This is a genomic window from Pseudomonas brassicacearum (genome assembly GCF_003732175.1).
In the GTDB taxonomy this organism is placed as follows: Bacteria; Pseudomonadota; Gammaproteobacteria; order Pseudomonadales; family Pseudomonadaceae; genus Aquipseudomonas; species Aquipseudomonas brassicacearum_G.
Genome location: NZ_MOBI01000010.1, coordinates 1 through 20,549, shown reverse-complemented (window position 1 = coordinate 20,549; position 20,549 = coordinate 1). Strand labels below are relative to the sequence as shown.

The following is a 20,549-nucleotide window of genomic DNA, read 5'->3' as shown; positions in this document are numbered from 1 at the left end:
ATTCAACGCGAAAGGCGCTTTGTTCGCTATTGACTTCACTTTGTCTTTCGGATTGACTGGGCTCGTGAAAGTGCGGTGAACATAATAATTAACAGCTAATGGGTGCATCATGTCGGTCCCTCTGCGTGCCGTTCAACTCAACGAAGCGAACGCGTTCCTTAAGAAATATCCTGAGGTTTTGTACGTCGACCTTCTGATTGCGGATATGAACGGTGTGGTGCGCGGCAAGCGCATCGAGCGCACCAGTCTTCATAAGGTTTACGAAAAAGGCATTAACCTGCCGGCGTCACTGTTCGCTCTGGACATCAACGGTTCCACGGTGGAAAGCACCGGCCTGGGTCTGGACATCGGCGACTCCGACCGAATCTGCTACCCGATTCCTGGCACCCTGAGCATCGAGCCTTGGCAGAAGCGCCCCACCGCGCAACTGTTGATGACCATGCATGAGCTCGAAGGCGAGCCGTTCTTTGCCGACCCGCGTGAAGTGCTGGCCAATGTGGTGCGCAAGTTCGATGCAATGGGCCTGACCATCTGCGCCGCGTTCGAACTCGAGTTTTATCTGATCGACCAGGACAACGTGAACGGTCGTCCGCAGTCGCCACGTTCGCCGGTATCCGGCAAGCGTCCGATGTCGACCCAGGTGTACCTGATCGATGACCTCGACGAATACGTCGACTGTCTGCAAGACATCCTCGAAGGCGCGAAAGAGCAGGGCATCCCTGCCGACGCCATCGTCAAGGAAAGTGCTCCGGCGCAGTTCGAAGTGAACCTGCATCACGTCTGCGACCCGATCAAGGCCTGCGATTACGCGGTGTTGCTCAAGCGTCTGGTGAAGAACATCGCCTACGACCACGAGATGGACACCACCTTCATGGCCAAGCCGTATCCGGGCCAGGCGGGTAACGGTCTGCATGTGCACATTTCGATTCTTGATAAAGAAGGCAACAACATCTTTGCCAGCGAGGATCCCGAGCAGAACGCCGCACTGCGTCACGCGATCGGCGGTGTGCTCGAGACCCTGCCGGCGCAGATGGCCTTCCTCTGCCCGAACGTCAACTCGTACCGTCGTTTCGGCGCACAGTTCTACGTGCCGAACTCGCCGAGCTGGGGCATCGACAACCGTACCGTTGCGGTCCGTGTGCCGACCGGTTCTGCCGACGCCGTGCGGATCGAACACCGCGTGGCTGGTGCCGATGCCAACCCGTACCTGCTGATGGCGTCGGTGCTGGCCGGTATTCACCACGGCCTGACCAACGAAATCGAGCCGGGCCCACCGGTCGAAGGCAACAGCTACGAGCAGAACGAACAGAGCCTGCCGAACAACCTGCGCGATGCACTGCGCGAACTGGACGACAGCGAAGTCATGGCCAAGTACATCGACCCGCTGTACATCGACGTGTTCGTGGCGTGCAAGGAAAGCGAGCTGGCCGAGTTCGAGAACTCCATCTCGGACCTTGAGTACAACTGGTATCTGCACACGGTCTGATGGCCTAAAACCCTGTGGAATTGGCGGTGCACACAAAACATGTGTCCACCACCATTCCCTGTGGGAGCGAGCCTGCTCGCGATAGCGGCGGATCAATCAATATTGATGTCGTCTGGCACACCGCTATCGCGAGCAGGCTCGCTCCCACAAAGGGGTGTTTTTTCTGATCCTTAATGGGTTGGCCTTGGTCCGACAACTACTTATTCCTCTGCGTTGAGTCACTTCAATGGCAATTACTCGCAGCGACTGGGAGCAACGCTTCCAGTCCTTGACAATCGAAGGTCGGGCATTCATTGACGGCCAATACAGCTCGGCACTCAGCCGCGACACGTTTGAATGCGTGAGCCCGGTAGACGGCCGCTTCCTGGCGAACGTCGCCAGTACCGACGAAGCCGACGCGAATGTGGCGGTGCAGGTTGCGCGCCGGGCATTCGAGTCCGGCGTCTGGGCCAAACTGGCCCCGGCGGAGCGTAAGCGCATCCTGATTCGTTTCTCTGATCTGATTCTGGCGAACCAGGAAGAACTGGCGCTGCTGGAAACCCTCGACATGGGCAAGCCGATCAGCGACGCCATGGCCATCGATATTCCAGCGACCGCCAACGCGATCCGCTGGAGCGCCGAGGCGATCGACAAGATCTACGACGAAGTCGCGGCGACGCCGCACGATCAGTTGGGCTTGGTCACCCGTGAACCGTCAGGCGTGGTCGCGGCCATCGTGCCGTGGAACTTCCCGTTGATCATGGCCAGCTGGAAGTTTGCACCGGCCCTGGCGGCGGGTAACTCGTTCATCCTCAAGCCTTCGGAAAAGTCGCCACTGACGGCGATTCGCATCGCCCAACTGGCGCTCGACGCCGGTATCCCGAAAGGCGTGTTCAACGTGCTGCCGGGTTTCGGCCACACCGTCGGCAAGGCGCTGGCGCTGCACATGGACGTCGACGTGCTGGCCTTCACCGGCTCGACCGCGATTGCCAAACAACTGCTGATCTACGCCGGGCAAAGCAACATGAAGCGCGTCTGGCTGGAAGCCGGTGGCAAAAGCCCGAACGTGGTGTTTGCCGACGCGCCGGATTTGCGCGCTGCCGCTACAGCTGCGGCTGGTGCGATTGCCTTCAACCAGGGCGAAGTCTGCACCGCCGGTTCGCGATTGCTGGTGGAGCGCTCGATTCGCGAGCAGTTCATTCCGCTGTTGGTGGAAGCACTGCAAGCCTGGAAACCGGGACATGCCCTGGACCCGGCGACCACCGTCGGCGCAGTCGTCGATCAGCGCCAGCTGGACAACGTGCTGCGCTACATCAGCATCGGCAAAGAGCAGGGCGCCCAACTGATTGCGGGCGGTAATCGCACCCTTCAAGACACCGGTGGCCTGTACGTGGAACCGGCGATTTTCGACGGCGTGACCAACGCCATGACCATCGCCCGGGAAGAGATCTTCGGCCCAGTGCTGTCGCTGATCACCTTCGACACGGCTGAAGAAGCATTGGCTATTGCCAACGACAGCATCTTCGGTCTGGCGGCCGGGGTCTGGACCAGCAACCTGAGCAAGGCCCACACCTTCGCTCGCGGCTTGCGCGCCGGCAGCGTCTGGGTCAACCAGTACGACGGCGGCGACATGACCGCGCCGTTCGGCGGGTTCAAGCAGTCGGGTAACGGTCGGGACAAATCGCTGCATGCGTTCGACAAATACACCGAACTCAAAGCGACCTGGATCAAGCTCTAATACTTCTACAACGGCGGTCGCAGGCGCGTGCGTGCGACCGTTCGGGAACTCAATCATGCAAAAACATGTAAACAGCTACTACGCCGCAACCCGCAACGAGACCATCGATTTTCCGGTGCTCGAAGAACGGGTCGAGTGCGATGTCTGCGTCATCGGCGCCGGCTACACCGGTTTGTCGTCGGCCCTGTTCCTCAGTGAGGCGGGCTACAGCGTCACCGTACTGGAAGCCGCCAAGGTCGGCTACGGCGCCAGCGGTCGCAACGGCGGTCAACTGGTCAACTCCTACAGCCGCGACGTCGATGTCATCGAAGAGCGTTACGGCGACAAGACTGCCGAAGTACTCGGCAGCATGATCTTTGAGGGCGCGGACATCATCCGTTCGCGCATCAAGCAGTACGACATCAAGTGTGACTACAAGCCAGGTGGTATTTTCGCCGCGCTGAACAAGAAGCAGCTCAAAGGCCTGGCGGAGCAGAAAAGCAGCTGGGAGCGCTACGGCAACAAGAACCTGAGGATGCTCGACGCGGCTGAGATCAAGCGCGAAGTCGGTTGCGACAACTACGTCGGCGGCCTGCTGGACATGCAGGGCGGCCACATCCACCCGCTGAACCTGGCCCTCGGTGAAGCCGCGGCGATCATCGGCCTGGGCGGCAAGATCTACGAGCAATCGGCGGCGGTGGAAATCACCTACGGCGAGCCGATCACTGTGCGCACCGCCAAAGGCGTGGTGCGGGCCAAATACCTGCTGATCGCCGGTAACGCCTACTTGCCTCAGGACCTCGACAACCGCGTCACCCGCAAGAGCATGCCGTGCGGTTCGCAAATCGTCGTCACCGAGCCCTTGTCGGCCAACGTCGCCCAGAGCCTGATCACCAACAACTACTGCGTCGAAGACTGCAACTACCTGCTCGACTACTACCGCCTGACTGCCGACAACCGTCTGCTATACGGCGGCGGGGTGGTCTACGGCGCGCGCGAACCGGACGACATCGAACAACTGATCCGCCCGAAAATCCTCAAGACCTTCCCGCAATTGAAGGGCGTGAAGATCGACTAGCGCTGGACCGGCAACTTCCTGCTGACCATGTCACGCATGCCGCAATTCGGCCGTATCGAGAAAAACGCCTACTACATGCAAGGCTACAGCGGCCACGGCGTCACCTGCTCGCACCTGGCCGGCAAACTGATCTCGGAAATGATCCGCGGCGACGCCGAACGCTTCGACGCGTTCGCCTCCCTGCCGCACATGCCCATGTTCGGCGGCCGCACCTTCCAGGCCCCGCTCACCGCCATGGGCGCCGCGTATTACGCGCTGCGCGACCGTTTCGGTATCTAGCGGGTGGGCGCGGCGGTGCACACAGACTCTACAAACACCCCCGCCCAAATGTGGGAGCGAGCTTGCTCGCGATGAGGCCGGCACATTCAACATTGATATCGCCTGACACACCGCCATCGTCGGATCGCCGCCCGGAGCAAGCTCGGCTCCCACAGGAGATTGATGGCGGACATAAAATCCGTGGACGACCGGGACCAACCTGTGGGAGCGAGCCTGCTCGCGATGAGGGCATATCAGTCACCACTGATGTCGCCTGACACACCGCCATCGCGAGCAGGCTCGCTCCCACAATTTGCGGGTCTGAACTAACCGGCATCAGGCTCAACAGCCTTTTTATCCAGCCGTTTATCGAACCTGCTGAGCAACACCAGCAAACGTGATTTAATACCCGACTTTCACGGTTCAGGGACAGGGAAGCGGTGTTCTTCGCGGCCAAAAGTCGCCCGCCATCCACCCCCATTACCCCTTAAGTCGTTCTAGCATAAGGCTGTCATGGATACGGGTTCTCGACTCAAATTAGTACGCGAAAGCTACAAGCTGTCCCAGCGCGAGCTGGCCCGGCGTAGCGGCGTCACCAATGCCACCATCTCCCTGATCGAACAAAATCGAGTCAGTCCTTCTGTCAGTTCCCTGAAAAAGCTCCTCGAAAGCATTCCCATGTCTTTGGCGGACTTCTTCACCTTCGATCAGCCGCCCCAAGAGCACAAATACGTCTTCCGCGCCAACGAGCAGCCCGACCTGGGCCGTGACGGCCTGCGTCTTTTGCTGATCGGCGCGTCGGTGCCGAGTCGGCAGATGCGGCTTTTGCGCGAGCAATACGCGCCTGGGGCCAGTTCGGGGGAAGAGCCGATTGTGCATGTGGAAGGGGAGGAGTGTGGGCTTGTAACCCGTGGCACAGTTGAGCTGACCGTGGATGGGCAGATTAGCGTGCTGAATGCCGGGGATGGGTATTATTTTCCGACGACGCTGCCGCATCGGTTTCGGAATATTGGGGCCGATGAGGCTGAAATCATCAGCGCCAACACCCCGGCAAACTTCTGATCACTAAAATGGACGCTAACCTGTAGCAGCCTTCGGCAGTTCCTGATGGGCTTTACGAACTGCTGAAGAAAGTCGCGTTGCTGGACTAACGGTCGCCACCCAAAAAACGGGATCAATCAGCGTCAGGCTGTTTCCTGACAAACCATGGAAGTGTGTGATGAGAGTCATTATTGCGTTGTTTTTGATGTTTAGCGGGTATGCCTATGCCGGTTGCTCCAGCATCGACGACAATGACCAGCGCATACTGTGTGAGGCCAAGACTGGCAATGGTAGTTGTGGGAGTATCGGCAATGCTGACCTGCGTAATCAGTGTGAAAGCTATAAGCGCTGATTGAACGATTCGCCAGGCGAACTGGGTAGTCGACAAAAAAGGGCCTATATATGGCCTGATACTAGCCAATCAATTCCTGTTGCTTGCCCTTTGGCCGCAAAGAATCAAAAGATCCGATGCCTGAACGGGCATCGGATTTTTTTATGCGCGGCGCCCCGGTGTTGGAGCGGACCCACAACATCGCCTCTATCACTCCTTTCAATCAAGGAATGTGCGGAATCAGGCAGCCTTGGTCAGCAGCGCGGCGAATTTACGCTTGGCCTCTTCAACGGCATCGGCGATATCGCGGGCGGCGTTGCTCGATTCGGTACGGTAGGTTTCGGTCAGGCCGTGCATGTCGGTCTGGAAGCTCAAGGTCGCATCAGCCAGGGCGCGGACCGAGTCGACCTTGATCGTCGAGCCGTAGCTGGCCTTGACCGCCGCTTCCAGTTGCGGGTTACCGGTTGTGCCCAAGGCTTCGAGGCCCCTGCTGATCCCTTCGGTGGTGGCGTTCAATGTATGGGTAGCTTCAGCCAGACCGCTGTTGCTGGTGAAGGAGACGGCAAGGCCGGTCAGCACTACTTCGTTGGTGGAGAAGAACGAGACCATGCGCTGGTACTGACGCTCCTTGATCACATGCACCTGGTTGACCCGTGCGAAGACCATTTCGGCGGTGTTGTAGCCGACCTTCAGGTCATCGGCGATGTCCTTGACGATCTGGTAGCGCTTGTCTTCGTCTTGCAGGGCGCGCACGGCTTCGTCGCGGCGCAACTCTAGAGCGGCGCGCCGGGCTGGCTCTTGAGTCTCGGCAGTGGCTACCTGCACATTGGCGTCGTTCAACGCCTCAGTGCGTTGTTCCAGGGCTTTGCCGGCCAGGGCGAGGACTTGCTGAGCGTCGACCTCGGCAGCTTTCATGGCCATCCGGAAGTCCATGTAGGACTCCAGGATCACGGTTTCCCGGGCGATCTGATCGTTGGCCGATTTGCACACTTGCAGGTAGTCTTCGCGGATGTCGTTGAAGCGGTCGGGGATGGAGCCGCGGCGCAGGTTCATCCAGCTCAATTTGAGCTTTTCCATGGTGTCGAGGCGACCATCGTCCATCCAGCCGGCCATCGCGGCGGCGTCTTCACGGATCGAGGTAAAGCTCTGGGTGATGTCCATGAAGCGCGTGGAGATGTCCATGCCTTCGATCTGCTCTCGGACCATGCTGTTGAAGGCGGTCGACTGCTGCAGTACCGAGGCGATGGAAGTGACTTTGGTGGTGTCGTACTGGGCCACCCGGTCCAGCAATACCAGTACCGGTGCATCCTGAGCGGGTTGAAAGAGATTGATACCGATGGTGCGCAGGCCATTGAGTGCCCGTTCGAGGTAGTTGCTCATCGAGTGTCCTTTCGTGATGTTTTAGTACAGAGTGAGGCGAGGGGCGAGTATACCGATCGGTGAAAGCCAACTAACGGCAGTTTTACCGCTCGCGTTTGCCGTACAGCTCCTCGTTACGCGCGTGCATTGCCAGCAGCATCAGTTCGTTCTGGCGATTGGCCGAGTAGTTGATCCGTTTGGCCAGCAGGCCGTCCAGCCAGCGCTGGAAAAAGCTGTAGCTGTACTGGTCGGTGCCGTAGCCGCGCTCGCGCAGGAAAGCATGAGCTTGGTTGTTATCGTACGCGCTCAGCTTCTCCCGGCATTCCTGACGGATATCTTCATAGTCTTTCTTTATTTGCGCAGGGCTGCGTTTCGGCGTCAGTTCACTGGTGTCTGGCGCGTGTTTGTCGGTGGTGTAGGTCATGTCATTACCCGTTCAGCATCATGTCGAGGTTGCTGGCAACCCGCTGGTTGGTATCGCTGTCGATCCGGCCGATCCAGATCATGTATCCGGCGGCTTTCATTTTTTGGGTCAATTGATTGATTTTCGTCTCGGCGGCATCCGAGTCACCCTTTTCGAGGTCGGCATCAATCTCGTGGCTGATCCCCTCCAGTTCAATGCGTTGTTCACTCGAGATAGCCTGGGAGCCCAGGCGACTTTTGAGTTCATTGTGGCGTCTGGCCAGGAGCGTCAGCATGCTTGTGTCGATCAAATCTCTATAGAGATCGCGGTAGGCAAAAAGCGCATCCTGATAGCCTATATCGTTGTCCATGAGTGAGAGCTGCTGTTCGAGAAGGGCCAACCGTTGATACAGGTCGCTGGATTGCGCAATGGCGGCTGCCCGTTTCGGGTCCTGCTGCATCTCTTTGATCCCTTGACGCATCCAGATAATCCCGCCGGCATACTTCATATCTGCTTCGATTTGGGGAAGGGCGCGCCAGAACGCCTCTTGTGCTTGCCCGAGTGCAATGACCTGTCGTTCGATTGCATTCACGTTGTCGGGCCTGATCGGCTCGGCCACATCGCGCATGTTGCCAACTGGCAGCACCTTTTGCACACGCGTGAGTAGCCGACTGGCGTTCGCGTCCGATTGTTCAGCGTTACCTCTCAGCAAGGCCGTCAGCTTGTTGCGCTGCTTCTCCAGTTCCATGTTCAGGTCGAAGTTATGATGACCTAGTCTGTCTGCTTCGCGCTTGATCTCAGGAACCTTCACGTCGGATACGATGGCGGTGCTGCAGCGCGGGATTATCAGGATGGCTCCCAGCATCAGGACCACAATCAGTAACCATCGCCAGGGGTGCAGTGACTTGGTATCCCCGGACGCCACGTCGCGATTGCCGAGAATCTCGACCAGCCAGGCGTCGAACCACTTGATCTGCGGCGCCTCGAACATCAGCCGATGGGCAAAAAACTGACGAACGCCTTGCTCGATCAAGTCATCGTCGAAGGCGATGTCATTGCTGACGTAATAGGCGCGGATGCGCTCGGCGATTTCAGCGCGGCGCCGGGGCAGGTCGAGGTGTTCCTGGACCTGTTTCTGCTCATGACGCAGCTCGTCGACGAAAGCCATCGCCGTCAGCTGTTCGGAGAGTGGAATGCGGCTCATCGGGTGTCCTTTCGTGATGTTCTTGGCGCAGAGTGTCGCGGTCGATCAGGTCTTATCGGGACCAGTAGCCGGCGGCTTTCAGTCTTTTGTTCAGGTGACTGATTTTTCTCTCGGCGGCATCTGAGTCGCCCTTTTTGAGCTCGGCATCTATTTCCTGCATGCTCCTGTCCAGTTCCTCACGTATTTCGTCCGGGATGGACTTGGAGGCCAGGCGGGTTTTCAATACATAGGCGCGCTCGGACTGGAGCTTAAGCAGGTCTTTATCTGGCCACAGATCACCACTGAGCTCCTGGTAAGTGGAGGATGCCTCCAGGTGGCTTGCAAGGCTGTCAACGTGTTCGAGCTGCTGATCGAGCTCCGCCAGACGTCCATCCAAATCGCTGAATTGAGCAATGGCGGCTGCCCGTCTCGGGTCCTGCAGCATTTGCTTGACCTTCTGGCGTATATCGAGGATTCCGCCGGCATACTTCATGTCTGTTTCGGCAATACCCAAGGATTTTTTGATTGCGTATTTCTCTGCCTGGAGTGCATTGAGCTGTGCTTCGATCACATCCAGGTTGTCGGGTCTGACCGGTTCGGAGGCGCCAATGTCTGTGCGTACATCGCCAACCGGTATTGCGTTCTTCGCGCGCTGGAGTAGCTGGCTGACGTACGCGTCCGGCTGTTTGGCATTGCTCTTTTGGAGATCCTCTAGCGCTCTGCGCTGCTTATCGACTTCCTTGTACAGGTCTGCGCGTTCATTGCGCACTTCGGTAGCGGCGTGAGCGACCTCACGGATCTTGTCTTCGCTATAGAGCGGGGGACCGTGGCGCTGGATCATTAAAAAGGCTCCCGCCACCACGGCCACCACGGTCATCAGAATGATCTGGTTCCAAAACGGCGTCTTTGAACGCAGAGTGAGCGTCTTGACCAGCCAGGCGTCGAAAGCTTTGAGCTGTGGTGCTTCGAACATCAAGCGATGGGCGAAGACTTGACGAACGCCTTGCTCGATCAGGTCATCGTCAAAAGCGATGTCATTGCTCAGGTAATAGATGCGAATGTGCTCGGCGATTTCAGCGCGGCGCCGTGGCAGATCGAGGTGTTCCTGGACCTGCTTCTGCTGTTGACGCAGCTCATCGACAAAGGCCATCGCCCCCAATTGTTCGGAGAGTGGGATGCTGCTCATTGGATGTCCTTTCCAGATTGGGGCTCGGTGCAAAGTGGCGCGCGCCGCGGAGTATACCGGGCCAAAAAACGAAAATACCCGCCTCATGCAAGAGACTCGAACAAGGCACGCGACAGGGCTTAACCGACTGGTATCAGGCGATACATCGACGGCGGTTTTGTAGCCCTGTCGGTGCGCCGTTCAACTAGTGCTCCAGTGCTTTGCACTGATTGCGCAGGCCATCGTCTTTGATGTTTTGGCAACCCCCCCCAGCCCTGCTTGGCCTTGCAATAGTTACGCTGGTCATCGTTGCTGATGTTGTCGCAACTGGCGTAAACGTAGCTGCTGAACATCAACAACACGGCGAGGATTAGTCTCATTACACACTTCCATGATTTACCAGGAAACAGCCTGGTGCTGGTTGATCCAAGATGATTTGGCGTTGTGGCGAGCTATCACATTGACATCATTTTATAGAAAAGTTCCAAGGCGGAATACGAGGGCATAGGTACATGGGCACAGCCTTGATCACCCGTAAGTCGTTCTCACATATGGGGTGGGATGAGGCGGAGATTATTAGTGCGGATACGCCGGCGAATTTCTGATGTGAATGCGGCCTCGGTGGCTATTTTCGAGCCCGAACGTTTTCAAATCGCCTGAGTCGGACGCGGAGTTTCGTCACTCCGCTCCGAGATTGACAAGCCGGATCACCCCAAACACTATCGCCCCATGACCTACACACGCCGCATGAACATGATGTGCTCCTCCATGACCGCTTCTGGCGGGCCGTGAGGTCATGCGTTCGTAGAATTTGACGTAATTACCCAAGGCCCCGCCAGAAATGGACGGGGCTTTTTAGTTCTCCGTCCACCGATGGCTAACGGAGAAAGAAATGTTCGAGATCAGACGCGCCACGCCAAGCGATTCCCAAACAGCCTTCGACATTCGCCTTCAAGCGATACGGCATCAATGCATCGGCGCCTATACCACGGAGCAAATGCTGGCCTGGACTGCAGGATCAGCCGAGGACGGGTACAGCGACCTGATGGAAAAACACTTTTATCTGGGCTGTGTTCAAGGGGAGCCGGTGGCGACGGGAATGCTTGATCTGGAGAGCGGCGAAATCGGCGCGATCTTTGTGCTTCCGGGTTTTATGCAACAAGGCATCGGCTTGAGAATCTTGAGCCACCTGGAATGCTTGGCACGGGATCTGGGGCTGAAAGAAGTCAATCTTGACGCTACGTTGAACGCTGCCGAATTTTACCGGCGATGCGGTTATGTGGGGGACGAACCTGCTATTTACCATTCGCCCTCTGGGCTTCAGTTGGCTTGTATTCCTATGGTGAAGGGTCTTTTGTAGTGAACAAAAGGGGGGCGCCCATTAGTCGTGATTCGAGGCCGGTTAATGGATTCCCCCCTTTTGTTTTTTTGCTGCTCCCCTTGGCGGATCAGCGCAATCAATGCGCCGGCAACTGCAACCGGTCCAGAACACAGCCGTTGGCTTTTGGCGATGACTGCCTGTCCTGAAGGAGTCGGGCCCCAGAATCCAAATCAAAGATGCTGACTTGGCAGGTGCCGAAATCATTAGGGCCGTCGGCGATGCCGCCCTTGATCACATAGTGGGCACCTGGGATGAACTCACTGACGAAATCGATCTTGCAGGTGCGGTTACCGCTGGCCCAGCCCTGCAGCACTAAGTGGATCGGTTTGGCCGCCTCAATGGCGCGGAAGCCTTCGGGTTTCGATGTCTCTCCACTGACCGAGAACAGTTCCCGACCAGGCATCACCGCCACCGACCTGCCGAACTTACAGGCCATGGTCGGCGCTTCGGTAAGACTCAGGCCGTTGTGACGGTTGATCATGGCGTCCATCTCACTGCGAATCTGCGCTTGAGGGGCGTTTGCTGGAGGCACGTATTGTGGGGTCTGTGAGCAACCCGCCGTCAGCAGCAGAAGCGAGCCCAGGTAAAGCGGTTTCATGATTGTCTCTGTCCGTTTCAGTTTGAGGCGGGGCACTTTAAAAATAGATCTAGCACCTGTTGTCCCCAACCGCCTAGTTGATTGGATGCGATTGAGATAGCCGTAGATGTCGATCTTCAGCGGAATTGCGCAATGGTAAGCAGGCCAGTCTGTGTCAGTGGGAATAGCGCCGCTCGGCCATTAAATTCATGAAAGCGGCAAAGCGCGGTGTCAGGACACAGTAAAGGTATTGTTCACCGGCCAGCGCATTTCTAGACATTCAGTCAAATAATTCATAAACGCTTTGACCTTGGGCGTGATGGCGGCGCGTTCTTGGACGCATACATAAATATCGAGCGGTTCAGCGTAGGCATAAGTTGAAGCGTGGCAATGTTCAAACAGAGGAACGAGTTGGCCACTCTCGATATAGGGCGCCGCCACGAACTCTGCCAAGCGGATAATTCCCGCGCCGTGGATAGCCATTTGGGCTAGAGCGTCAATATCGTCACTGATTGCGGTCGCATTAAGAGTAGCGTCGTAACGTTGCCCATCCCGGATAAAGCCCCAACGTAGAAAGCGTCCATCCAGCGGGTAGCGAAAGACTAGGCAGGCGTGCTGTTGGAGTTCTTCAGGGCTGCGTGGCCAGCCGACTCGTTCCAAATAGGTGGGTGACGCGCAGATGATAAAAGGGACCGAAACGATCTTGCGAGCGACGATCCCCTCTTCTAGTTGTGGTTTGATCCGCAGGCTCAGATCAATGCCTTCTTGAATATGATTAATTTTGCGATCTGTGGTTGAGAGTTCAAGTGTCAGGCGTGGGTAACGGGTAGCGAAACCGGCGATTATTGAAGCCAACACATGCCGCCCGAAAGCCGAGGTAGAAGCGATGCACAGTCGCCCTTGGAGTTGAGTCTGCGCGTTGGTGATCGCACTTTGCGCCGATTCGAGATCACGCGCTATGCGCTTCACTTTTTCGTAGTACACCGCGCCGCTCTCGGTTAACACCATGCTACGTGTGGTGCGCTGGAGAAGGCGTGTGCCTAGATGGGTTTCCAAGCGATTTATGGTCTGGCTAACGGCTGCTGCACTGACACCCAGGGTTTTGGCTGCGCCCACGATGGAACCCGCGTCAACCACCTTGATAAAGCTATCAATCGCACCTAACAGGTTCATCTTTAGCCCAATGGGAAAAATCATTCATAAGATTTTCTTTATAAAGTAATTACCATTAATCGTCTAGTTGCTGATTTTTGATCTTGTTATGGTACTCGTTACCTATCAATGGAAGATCAAAAAGGTCTGATATGAATCCCAAAGCATCCTCTAAAGCTCTATTTTTCAACCGGCGCAAGCTCTCGGCTCGCACGACTCACTATATTTTCGCACTCTATATGGCCACCATCATGGCGTTCTTGATGTCACTCGTGATCACTGCGGCAAATTCCGGCATTGAGACTGATTATCTAAGTAATGCGCTGCACGCCTATAAATTGGCTATGCCCGTTGCATTCCTGTGCATACTGGTCGTTCGCCCCATTGTGCTAAAACTGGTGTCTTTAACGGTACACCCGCATTAAGAGCGGCTTCTCAGCGGCCTAATTGGTGAGGTGTTGTGGACTGCCATATCGGGTTGACTGTTGCCGGTCGTCACAGGCCGGAGTCGACCCATTATGCCAGTTGCCACAGGCAGAAATCGGTCAAGCGGAGTCCTTCAGTAGTGTCCATAAAACCAAGGTCGTGAGCCTGGAACATTTGCAGCTTGGCGTCGGGATGAGGCTGAGTGTGGTTTTCGCGTTATCGGCTTTTTTACGTTCAACCTGATGTGAGGTCGGGTATGCCGATAAGGCAACTACGCACGATGCGGCGAGGGATCGTGCGGACCGCCTGAAAGCTGCGCTGGAAAACCGAGGTGTTCATCCGGAGGCACTGAGCTGCTGCCGCATCGGCGGGCTTCCATCTAATCACGTTAGTTGTAACGGTCGGATGTCTCAGTATTCAGGTTTTAAGGTATTCAACGATTTGGTCAATGTTGCTGATAGGCGGCACTGTATCAATCATATCGCTGGCGAGACACCACGGATAATTGAGGCTCTGCAGCCAATTCATGACTGACTCCAAGTCCTGTGCCGTGCAGGCCTGCATGTGTTCGATCGTGATGCGTAGATGCGATGCAAGACCTGATTTTTGCAGGAACCGCCAGTGATATTCCCCGCAGCCTACGCGCAGTTCGCCAGTTTCTTTAACCGACATCCCCACCAACCATTTGCAAGTATGTGCGGTGGCCTCTGTCTTTGGTGGCTCGCCGAGGCAGAATGTATAAACGTTCTCATAACACTGGCCAAAGCGGCGCACTAATATGTCCGCGATGCCTGCTCGGCCGTTGACATGGGGGGGAAATGAAATGACACCTGTACGCACAACCATCTCAAGGGTTGCGTCGGGAGTGAAGCATTGCCGCAGAAGGTCTGGTCGGTTTCCGTCCTTGGCAAGGATGTATTTCTCAATCGAGCGAGCGGTGGTCGGCATTTTGGAGACGTCCTGAAAGTCGATGAAGTTAATGTTGGTGATTGCTTTCCGAGGTCACGCCTTCACGTTCTAAAGTCGATGAACGTGAAAGGCAAAACTTGAAGCAAGCTTAATGCGTTCGACAACGAGTTCGAGCGGTGAAACAGAGGTCGGCTGTTTATTTAAAGCGGTCAGCGACCGATGCTCGAAATACTATACCGAATAGGCGAAATCGATGTATGCGCAGCTTCAGAAGCTGCAATGTGGTGCCAAGAAACGCCACTGCACCGGCACCGATCGCTAGCGTCCAACTTGGGGGCGCCGCGTTGGCGGGCGTCGGCTTGACTTGGTATACATGGCTTGAGCAAGGCCGCGATATTGGGGTTTCACCGGCTTTCCTCGACAGTCTATGTCGAGTATTGAAACTTGACGCCATGGAACGCAGGCACCTTTACTTGCTGACCTACCAACGTGCTCCAGCAGAACAGGCACAGACTTGGTGCGTCGTTCCAACGATCATCCATCGTTTGATGGCAGACATGCCGCTGCGCCCCGCCTATGTCCTGAATTTGCGTTGGGACGTTCTCGCATGGAATCCGGCCGGTGATAAAGTATTCAACTTTGCAGACAAACCTCCAGAGCAGCGTAACCTCCTGTGGATGCTGTTTACTGATGAGAAAATGCGTTCGCTGTTGTGCCCCTGGAAGGAGCAGGCGATACAAATGCTCTCTAGCTTTCGCAGGGATTTTGTTCATGCCTCGGCGCAAAGCGATGTTGCTGAGTTGGTGCGCAGCCTCGAGAAAGTCAGTGCAGAGTTCAAGTATTGGTGGAACAGGCAGGATATTCACGGCCCTTGCCAAGGCCTCAGAAATTTTGAAATTCCGTCATTTGGAAATATCTCGTTTGAGCATGCAACCCTGATAATTGACGCCGACAGGCACTTGCACTTGGTTTATTACGCGCCCAGTTTGGAAGGCGCTGCTCAGAGTAAGTTTGAGGGATGGCTTCAGGGCAGATATAGCTAGTTTGCAAGCCGATCATGCGCTCCTTATCCACTATTTACTATTCGCCCTCCGGGCTTCAGTTGGCGTGTGTTCCTATGATGAAGGGGCTTTGTAGGTCAGGCAGGGGGTTAGTTGCTTAACTGGCTGCAGGCCCCGGGGGGCGGGGGCTCGCGCAGGACGTAATATTCCTGATGGCCACGATTGACAAACTCTCACGACTTGTAGGAATTTAGCCGCCCCGCAGGTAAGGCATATCTGCTAATGGCCAAAAAATGGCCGTTAATCACCACACAAAGGATTGTCTATGCAAGGTTCAAATACCGTTGCTCAACAGGCGGGCGGTCAGCTGGTGCATGCGCATCAGAACAGCCCGCACATGAACATTGCCCAGCAAATCCTCGAATGTCTGTTTCGGCGTCGTAGTCTTGCCCCGCAACAGGATCATGAGCTTTCGTTGCAGGTGCTGGAACCCCATCTGGCCAAGGTAATGCAGGCGGTCGAGAGCGGTCGCAAGGTCGAAATGGTCTTGCCAGCCTTTCCCGGCAAGTCGCCCAGCCGCAAGAAAACCCTGAGCCATCTCCCTGATCTTGCTGAACACCATGCAATCGACGAGTTACACCGCCTGTGTGAGGAGATCCGGGAGATCTATGCGCCGGGCGCGCTGATTCATATCTGCTCCGATGGCTATGTGTTCTCTGACTTGGTGCATGTTTCCGATTCTGACGTCAAGGCTTACACCGACGCTATCCAGGACTACGCCGAACAGCTTTATCCCGGTACGTTCGCCCATTTCGACCTCAGGGATGCCTATCCTCAGCTTGATTGTCTGGACTCCATGCGTGAGGAAATGATGATCGAGCACGGCCAGTCATTGCTTTTATTGCAGCAGCGCTTCAAGGATGAACCGCACATGATGTTGATGTACTGCGGTATCCATCGCTTTCTTTCCGAGGATTACTCGGGGCTCAAGGTATTCGCCGGCATGAGCCTGAACGCGGTAAAGAAGGTCGCCAAGCCGGCCTCCCAGCGGGTGATTCAGCGCAGTGAAGCCTGGAGCGCCCTGTTACTGGCGCGCTACCCGCATTGCCTGCGCCTGTCGATTCACCCGCAACTGGCGGTGTCGACGAAGATCGGTATCCGGCTGGTGCCAACCAGTGACCTGTGGCGCACTCCCTGGCATTCGGTAGCCATCAAGCGACGGGGTGTGGTCACCCTCGAAAAACGCAGTAATGTCGATGAGCGCTACCACCGTCTGGTGTTCCGCAAGGGGCGTCCTTGTCACTACGCCAGTGCTCAATGATGGCGTCTCGGTTGCGGGTCGAAGCCGTACTCTTCGATTTGGATGGAACCTTGGTGGACACCTTGCCTGACATCACCTGGTGCCTGAACCAGGTGTTACTCGAACACGGTTACCCGGCGCTGACTGCGCAAACAGTGCGGGGCTATATCGGTGGCGGGACCACTGCGATGATCGAGCGGGTTGCCGCGCAGTTTGGTATCGCGGATGCGATTGCTCTGCACCAGCGCTATGTGACGCTTTATCAGCACAACCTGGTTCAATTTTCCCGGCCATTCAGCGGTGTACTGGAATTGCTCGAAGGCTGCCGCCAGTTACAGCTGCCGCTGGCTATCGTGACCAACAAGGCCGAGGAAATGGCCTTGCAGGTTTCCAGAACATTGCTGCCGCAGAATGCTTTCGGGCCGATTCTGGGGCATCGCACGGGCAGGTCACTCAAACCTCAGCCGGATGTGGCATGGGAAGCCGCCCGGCGGTTGTCGGTTGATCCGCAACGCTGTTTGTTCGTCGGTGACACAGAGATCGACCTGAAAACCGCCCGTGCTGCAGGTATGTACTCGGCAGCGGTCACCTGGGGGTATGGCCTGACTCATACTTTGCAGGCCCAAGCTCCGGACTTCTGCTGTGAGCAACCGGCCGGGTTGTTGCGCATTCTGCAGCAAATCTGCGGGACAGCGCATGCGTTCACCGAGCATGGCGATACCGTCAAATCCTATTGATACACACAAAACCTCAAGGAAGTTGTTCTATGGAACATAGAGACGCCTGGATCGCTGCCGTCAGCGATTTGCTGGCTGGTTATCTGCTCAAAGGCACGGATGATTGTTTCGAAACACAAGGCCGGGCGCATCTGGCGCGCAGCCTGGGGCAGTCCTTTGATCAAAACCTGCCAGTACGTCTGGTACTGCCAGGTTTTCCCTGCAAGTCGCCAAATGCCAGTGACCAGACATTCGGTGTGCTGCCGGATTATGGTGAGGTGATGGCCATCGAGCGCCTCGACCAGCTCGGCCAAGCCATCGCCGCGTTGCACGCACCGGGCTGTGTGGTGTCGATCCTCAGCGACGGGACGACGTTCAATGACATTGTTGGGGTGGCCGACGACGTTCGCGCAGCCTACAACCGGGCTTTGCGTGAACTGTGCACCACCCATACGATTCAGTGGGTCAGCATGGAAGACCTGTTCCCGCAGGCCCAAAGTACCGAGGCGGTTCGCGCCAGCCTGGTCAAGCAGGCCCGTCTACCCTGGAAAAACCTTGGAGAACTGATCGAGCAGAGCCGGCACGATGAATCCCTCAGCCAGGCCCATGACAACCTCTGCAGTCATTTATACAACGACCTGCGCCTGTGCCGCGAGGACGGGCAGAGCGAGGACGAGTACCTGCAGCAAATCAACTTCAAAGCCTACCAGATGATGTTTCGCGGGCAGGCATTGAATGCGGCAGTGGATCGTTTCTTCGGCGACGACATTCGATTATCGGTCCATCAGTACAGCAACGCCGGGCCCAAATTTACCTTTGGGATGGCTGAAGGGCTGACCCGTGTCGACAGCCCCTGGCATGCCGTGCCGGTGTGCAACATCGATGGTAGCCAGCGTCTTCGCGCACGGGCCCAGGTCGACCTCGACCACCATGTGCTGGTCACCTGGCAGGGGCGGCCATGGCTCTACCACCAAACAGAAAACCCGCAGGCCCAAGGCTTCGAATACGAACTGCAAAAGCTGCCGCTATTTGGCCTGGTGGTGCGAGACCCGCTGGGGCTGGGTTTCGAACGACTGTCCAGCGGCCTGCTGGAGGCACTGGTGGAAACCTTTGGTTTCGTCTGTCTCAAGGGCTGTCGCTTCGACGACCAGGACAGTTTTGCTCGCAGCTGCGAACGCTTTGGCACGCTGTACGAGTGGGCCTTCGGTGCCGTGAATGTGGTCAAGCCCGCGGACAAACCCCAGGGCGTGGTGCACTCGCTGGAGAAAACGCCTTTGCACTGGGACCTGAACATGCTGCCTGACAGCGACCCACAGGTTCAGCGCAATCCGAAATTCTGCGCCAGCAAATTCATGCTGTATTGCAAGACCGCGCCGCAGCCGGGCGAGGGCCAGACCACCATCGTCGACAGCCGAAACGTGCTGCGAAAAGTCGGGCAGCACGTCGCCCGACAATGGCAGGCGGTGAACATCACCTACTACACCAAGATGACTTACTTCGGTGGTTCGCCGCGCATGTTCAGCCTGGTGGATCATAACCCCCGTAGCGGCGAACTCATCCTGCGTTACCAAGAGGGCACCGACTCGGCATTGCAGACCCTGAGCCAGTCTGTGCAGGACCATGATGAGGAGGCCCAGCAGGCGCTGCTTGAACAGGTCAACGCGCTGGTTTATGACCCGGACTGCCTGATCGCCCATCAATGGAGCGAAGGTGATCTGGTGTTGATCGACAACTATCGAACGCTGCACGGCCGACTGCCGATGTCGGCGGCTTCCTCCTCGCGGGAGCTGTGGCGGGTGCAGGTTTACTAACCGCTATTGTCTGGCAGGCCCTGGAGACAGGGCCTTGCAAGAAATTCCCTGGGGATGCTTAGAACAAGCAGCATAAAAGCGGTCGACAGGACACGGATCATGACGGTGTCTCCAGACGTAGGCGTGTCAGGGCCCCGAGCCAATGTGCGTGTCGCTTGGCGGCGAGAGTCGACCGCGTAACGAGAGGCAGATAATCGACATGCCCCATTCACCCGCAAGCCGCTACGCCCGAAATGGCGAGCCGTCTGAAGCACGATAAGGTCCCATCGGATGAGCTTAGGCCGCTTGGTTGTGGTTGCTGCTCGTCATCCTGACTCGGCGTAGCGGCGTCACCGATATCACCATCTCCCTGATCGAACCATTTGACCCGAAACTTGCGCTTGCTCCGTGAGGTTCAAGACGGTATCTACGCCGACCAGTTGAAGCAGTACACAAATACGTAGGAGCTGCCGTAGGCTGCGATCTTTTGGGGCAGCCAACACTTAACTGACAGGCATTAGCCTGGGTGGTTGCTTTCGAACCTAAACGTTTTCAAACAGCCGGACGCGGATGTTCCGTAACTCCGCTCCGAGATTGACAAGTCGGATCATCAAAAACACTATCGGCCCATGACCTACACACGCCGTATGAACCTGATGTGCTCCTCCATGACCGCCTCTGGCGGGCCGTGAGGTCATGCGTTCGTAGGATTTGACGTAATTACCCAAGGCCCCGCCAGAAATGGACGGGGCTTTTTAGTTCTCCGTCCACCGATGGCTAACGGAGAAAGAAATGTTCGAGATCAGACGCGCCACGCCAAGCGATTCCCAAACGGCATTCGATATTCGCCTTCAAGCGATACGGCACCAATGCATCGGCGCCTATACCACGGAGCAAATGCTGATCTGGACGGCAGGATCAGCCGAGGACGAGTACAGCGACCTGATGGAAAAACACTTTTATTTGGGCTGTATTCAAGGGGAACCGGTGGCGACGGGAATGCTTGATCTGGAGAACGGCGAAATTGGCGCGATCTTTGTGCTCCCGGGTTTTATGCAGCAATGCATCGGCTTGAAAATCCTGAGCCACCTGGAATGCTTAGCACGGAACTTAGGCCTGAAAGAAGTCAATCTGGACGCTACGTTGAACGCTGCCGAATTTTACCGGCGATGCGGTTTCGTGGGTGACGAACCTGCTATTTACCATTCACCTTCCGGGCTTCAGTTGGCTTGTGCTCCTATGGTTGCGGATTCCACGCCATCCGGCCACTCATTCCACTAACATCCGGCCACCTGTT

At 56.6% G+C, this 20,549-nt stretch carries 17 protein-coding genes and 1 pseudogene; 11 read left to right on the top strand and 7 right to left on the bottom strand.

Going from position 1 to position 20,549, the window contains the following annotated elements; genetic code table 11:
- Positions 1-109 precede the first annotated feature (109 nt).
- From BK658_RS09680 to BK658_RS09655, 4 genes and pseudogenes are all read left to right on the top strand, one after another.
- A complete protein-coding gene (locus BK658_RS09680) occupies positions 110-1,486 on the top strand; it encodes a glutamine synthetase family protein (protein ID WP_123582122.1) in 1,377 nt (458 codons plus the stop codon).
- Positions 1,487-1,712: 226 nt separating this feature from the next.
- Positions 1,713-3,203: an aldehyde dehydrogenase gene (locus tag BK658_RS09670; RefSeq protein ID WP_123582120.1), complete on the top strand. Its 1,491-nt coding sequence runs from the start codon at positions 1,713-1,715 to the stop codon at positions 3,201-3,203.
- 55 nt (positions 3,204-3,258) lie between these two features.
- Positions 3,259-4,539: pseudogene (locus BK658_RS09665) on the top strand (NAD(P)/FAD-dependent oxidoreductase).
- A gap of 492 nt (positions 4,540-5,031) precedes the next feature.
- Positions 5,032-5,580 carry a cupin domain-containing protein gene (locus tag BK658_RS09655; protein ID WP_054598121.1) on the top strand — a complete coding sequence of 183 codons (549 nt, stop codon included), beginning with the start codon at positions 5,032-5,034 and terminating at the stop codon, positions 5,578-5,580.
- Between the two features lie 550 nt (positions 5,581-6,130).
- Here BK658_RS09655 and BK658_RS09650 read toward each other — a convergent pair.
- The 4 genes from BK658_RS09650 to BK658_RS09635 form a co-directional block, all read right to left on the bottom strand.
- Complete coding sequence (locus BK658_RS09650) at positions 6,131-7,270, bottom strand: merozoite surface protein 3b (RefSeq protein WP_123582119.1); 1,140 nt, start codon at positions 7,268-7,270, stop codon at positions 6,131-6,133.
- Between the two features lie 82 nt (positions 7,271-7,352).
- Positions 7,353-7,673 carry a hypothetical protein gene (locus BK658_RS09645; protein WP_123582118.1) on the bottom strand — a complete coding sequence of 107 codons (321 nt, stop codon included), beginning with the start codon at positions 7,671-7,673 and terminating at the stop codon, positions 7,353-7,355.
- 4 nt (positions 7,674-7,677) lie between these two features.
- Positions 7,678-8,856, bottom strand: a complete 1,179-nt coding sequence (locus BK658_RS09640; RefSeq protein ID WP_123582117.1) for a DUF6384 family protein — start codon at positions 8,854-8,856, stop codon at positions 7,678-7,680.
- A 52-nt stretch (positions 8,857-8,908) separates the two neighbouring features.
- Entirely contained in the window at positions 8,909-10,021 is a 1,113-nt protein-coding gene (locus tag BK658_RS09635) for a DUF6384 family protein (RefSeq protein WP_123582116.1), read from the bottom strand.
- An 871-nt stretch (positions 10,022-10,892) separates the two neighbouring features.
- On the opposite strand from BK658_RS09635, the gene BK658_RS09630 reads away from it, so the two are divergent.
- Entirely contained in the window at positions 10,893-11,360 is a 468-nt protein-coding gene (locus tag BK658_RS09630) for a GNAT family N-acetyltransferase (protein ID WP_123582115.1), read from the top strand.
- Positions 11,361-11,457: 97 nt separating this feature from the next.
- Here the strand turns inward: BK658_RS09630 and BK658_RS09625 are convergent, their stop codons facing one another.
- A complete protein-coding gene (locus BK658_RS09625) occupies positions 11,458-11,979 on the bottom strand; it encodes a hypothetical protein (RefSeq protein WP_123582139.1) in 522 nt (173 codons plus the stop codon).
- A 210-nt stretch (positions 11,980-12,189) separates the two neighbouring features.
- The gene (locus tag BK658_RS09620; RefSeq protein ID WP_123582138.1) at positions 12,190-13,131 is read right to left on the bottom strand and encodes a LysR family transcriptional regulator; all 942 of its coding nucleotides are present in this window, start codon (positions 13,129-13,131) and stop codon (positions 12,190-12,192) included.
- A gap of 131 nt (positions 13,132-13,262) precedes the next feature.
- Between BK658_RS09620 and BK658_RS09615 the strand changes: the two genes are divergently transcribed.
- Positions 13,263-13,535: a DUF2798 domain-containing protein gene (locus BK658_RS09615; RefSeq protein WP_123582114.1), complete on the top strand. Its 273-nt coding sequence runs from the start codon at positions 13,263-13,265 to the stop codon at positions 13,533-13,535.
- A 418-nt stretch (positions 13,536-13,953) separates the two neighbouring features.
- Here the strand turns inward: BK658_RS09615 and BK658_RS09610 are convergent, their stop codons facing one another.
- Entirely contained in the window at positions 13,954-14,484 is a 531-nt protein-coding gene (locus BK658_RS09610) for a nuclear transport factor 2 family protein (protein ID WP_123582113.1), read from the bottom strand.
- Between the two features lie 218 nt (positions 14,485-14,702).
- Here BK658_RS09610 and BK658_RS09605 point away from each other — a divergent pair, with 218 nt between their 5' ends.
- The 5 genes from BK658_RS09605 (at position 14,703) to BK658_RS09585 (ending at position 20,533) form a co-directional block, all read left to right on the top strand.
- Complete coding sequence (locus BK658_RS09605; RefSeq protein WP_123582112.1) at positions 14,703-15,488, top strand: helix-turn-helix transcriptional regulator; 786 nt, start codon at positions 14,703-14,705, stop codon at positions 15,486-15,488.
- Positions 15,489-15,771: 283 nt separating this feature from the next.
- Complete coding sequence (locus tag BK658_RS09600) at positions 15,772-16,767, top strand: isocyanide synthase family protein (protein WP_123582111.1); 996 nt, start codon at positions 15,772-15,774, stop codon at positions 16,765-16,767.
- A complete protein-coding gene (locus BK658_RS09595; protein ID WP_123582137.1) occupies positions 16,767-17,483 on the top strand; it encodes an HAD family hydrolase in 717 nt (238 codons plus the stop codon). Before BK658_RS09600 ends, BK658_RS09595 begins: the two co-directional genes overlap by 1 nt.
- Before the next feature lie 29 nt (positions 17,484-17,512).
- Complete coding sequence (locus BK658_RS09590; protein ID WP_123582110.1) at positions 17,513-19,273, top strand: isocyanide synthase family protein; 1,761 nt, start codon at positions 17,513-17,515, stop codon at positions 19,271-19,273.
- Between the two features lie 771 nt (positions 19,274-20,044).
- The gene (locus BK658_RS09585; protein ID WP_123582109.1) at positions 20,045-20,533 is read left to right on the top strand and encodes a GNAT family N-acetyltransferase; all 489 of its coding nucleotides are present in this window, start codon (positions 20,045-20,047) and stop codon (positions 20,531-20,533) included.
- The last annotated feature ends 16 nt before the right edge of the window (positions 20,534-20,549 follow it).

Coding starts and splice junctions, on each gene's coding strand:
- BK658_RS09680 (WP_123582122.1), top strand. CDS start 110: ATGTCGGTCCCTCTGCGTGCCGTTCAACTCAACGAAGCGAACGCGTTC.
- BK658_RS09670 (WP_123582120.1), top strand. CDS start 1,713: ATGGCAATTACTCGCAGCGACTGGGAGCAACGCTTCCAGTCCTTGACA.
- BK658_RS09655 (WP_054598121.1), top strand. CDS start 5,032: ATGGATACGGGTTCTCGACTCAAATTAGTACGCGAAAGCTACAAGCTG.
- BK658_RS09650 (WP_123582119.1), bottom strand. CDS start 7,270: ATGAGCAACTACCTCGAACGGGCACTCAATGGCCTGCGCACCATCGGT.
- BK658_RS09645 (WP_123582118.1), bottom strand. CDS start 7,673: ATGACCTACACCACCGACAAACACGCGCCAGACACCAGTGAACTGACG.
- BK658_RS09640 (WP_123582117.1), bottom strand. CDS start 8,856: ATGAGCCGCATTCCACTCTCCGAACAGCTGACGGCGATGGCTTTCGTC.
- BK658_RS09635 (WP_123582116.1), bottom strand. CDS start 10,021: ATGAGCAGCATCCCACTCTCCGAACAATTGGGGGCGATGGCCTTTGTC.
- BK658_RS09630 (WP_123582115.1), top strand. CDS start 10,893: ATGTTCGAGATCAGACGCGCCACGCCAAGCGATTCCCAAACAGCCTTC.
- BK658_RS09625 (WP_123582139.1), bottom strand. CDS start 11,979: ATGAAACCGCTTTACCTGGGCTCGCTTCTGCTGCTGACGGCGGGTTGC.
- BK658_RS09620 (WP_123582138.1), bottom strand. CDS start 13,131: ATGAACCTGTTAGGTGCGATTGATAGCTTTATCAAGGTGGTTGACGCG.
- BK658_RS09615 (WP_123582114.1), top strand. CDS start 13,263: ATGAATCCCAAAGCATCCTCTAAAGCTCTATTTTTCAACCGGCGCAAG.
- BK658_RS09610 (WP_123582113.1), bottom strand. CDS start 14,484: ATGCCGACCACCGCTCGCTCGATTGAGAAATACATCCTTGCCAAGGAC.
- BK658_RS09605 (WP_123582112.1), top strand. CDS start 14,703: ATGCGCAGCTTCAGAAGCTGCAATGTGGTGCCAAGAAACGCCACTGCA.
- BK658_RS09600 (WP_123582111.1), top strand. CDS start 15,772: ATGCAAGGTTCAAATACCGTTGCTCAACAGGCGGGCGGTCAGCTGGTG.
- BK658_RS09595 (WP_123582137.1), top strand. CDS start 16,767: ATGGCGTCTCGGTTGCGGGTCGAAGCCGTACTCTTCGATTTGGATGGA.
- BK658_RS09590 (WP_123582110.1), top strand. CDS start 17,513: ATGGAACATAGAGACGCCTGGATCGCTGCCGTCAGCGATTTGCTGGCT.
- BK658_RS09585 (WP_123582109.1), top strand. CDS start 20,045: ATGTTCGAGATCAGACGCGCCACGCCAAGCGATTCCCAAACGGCATTC.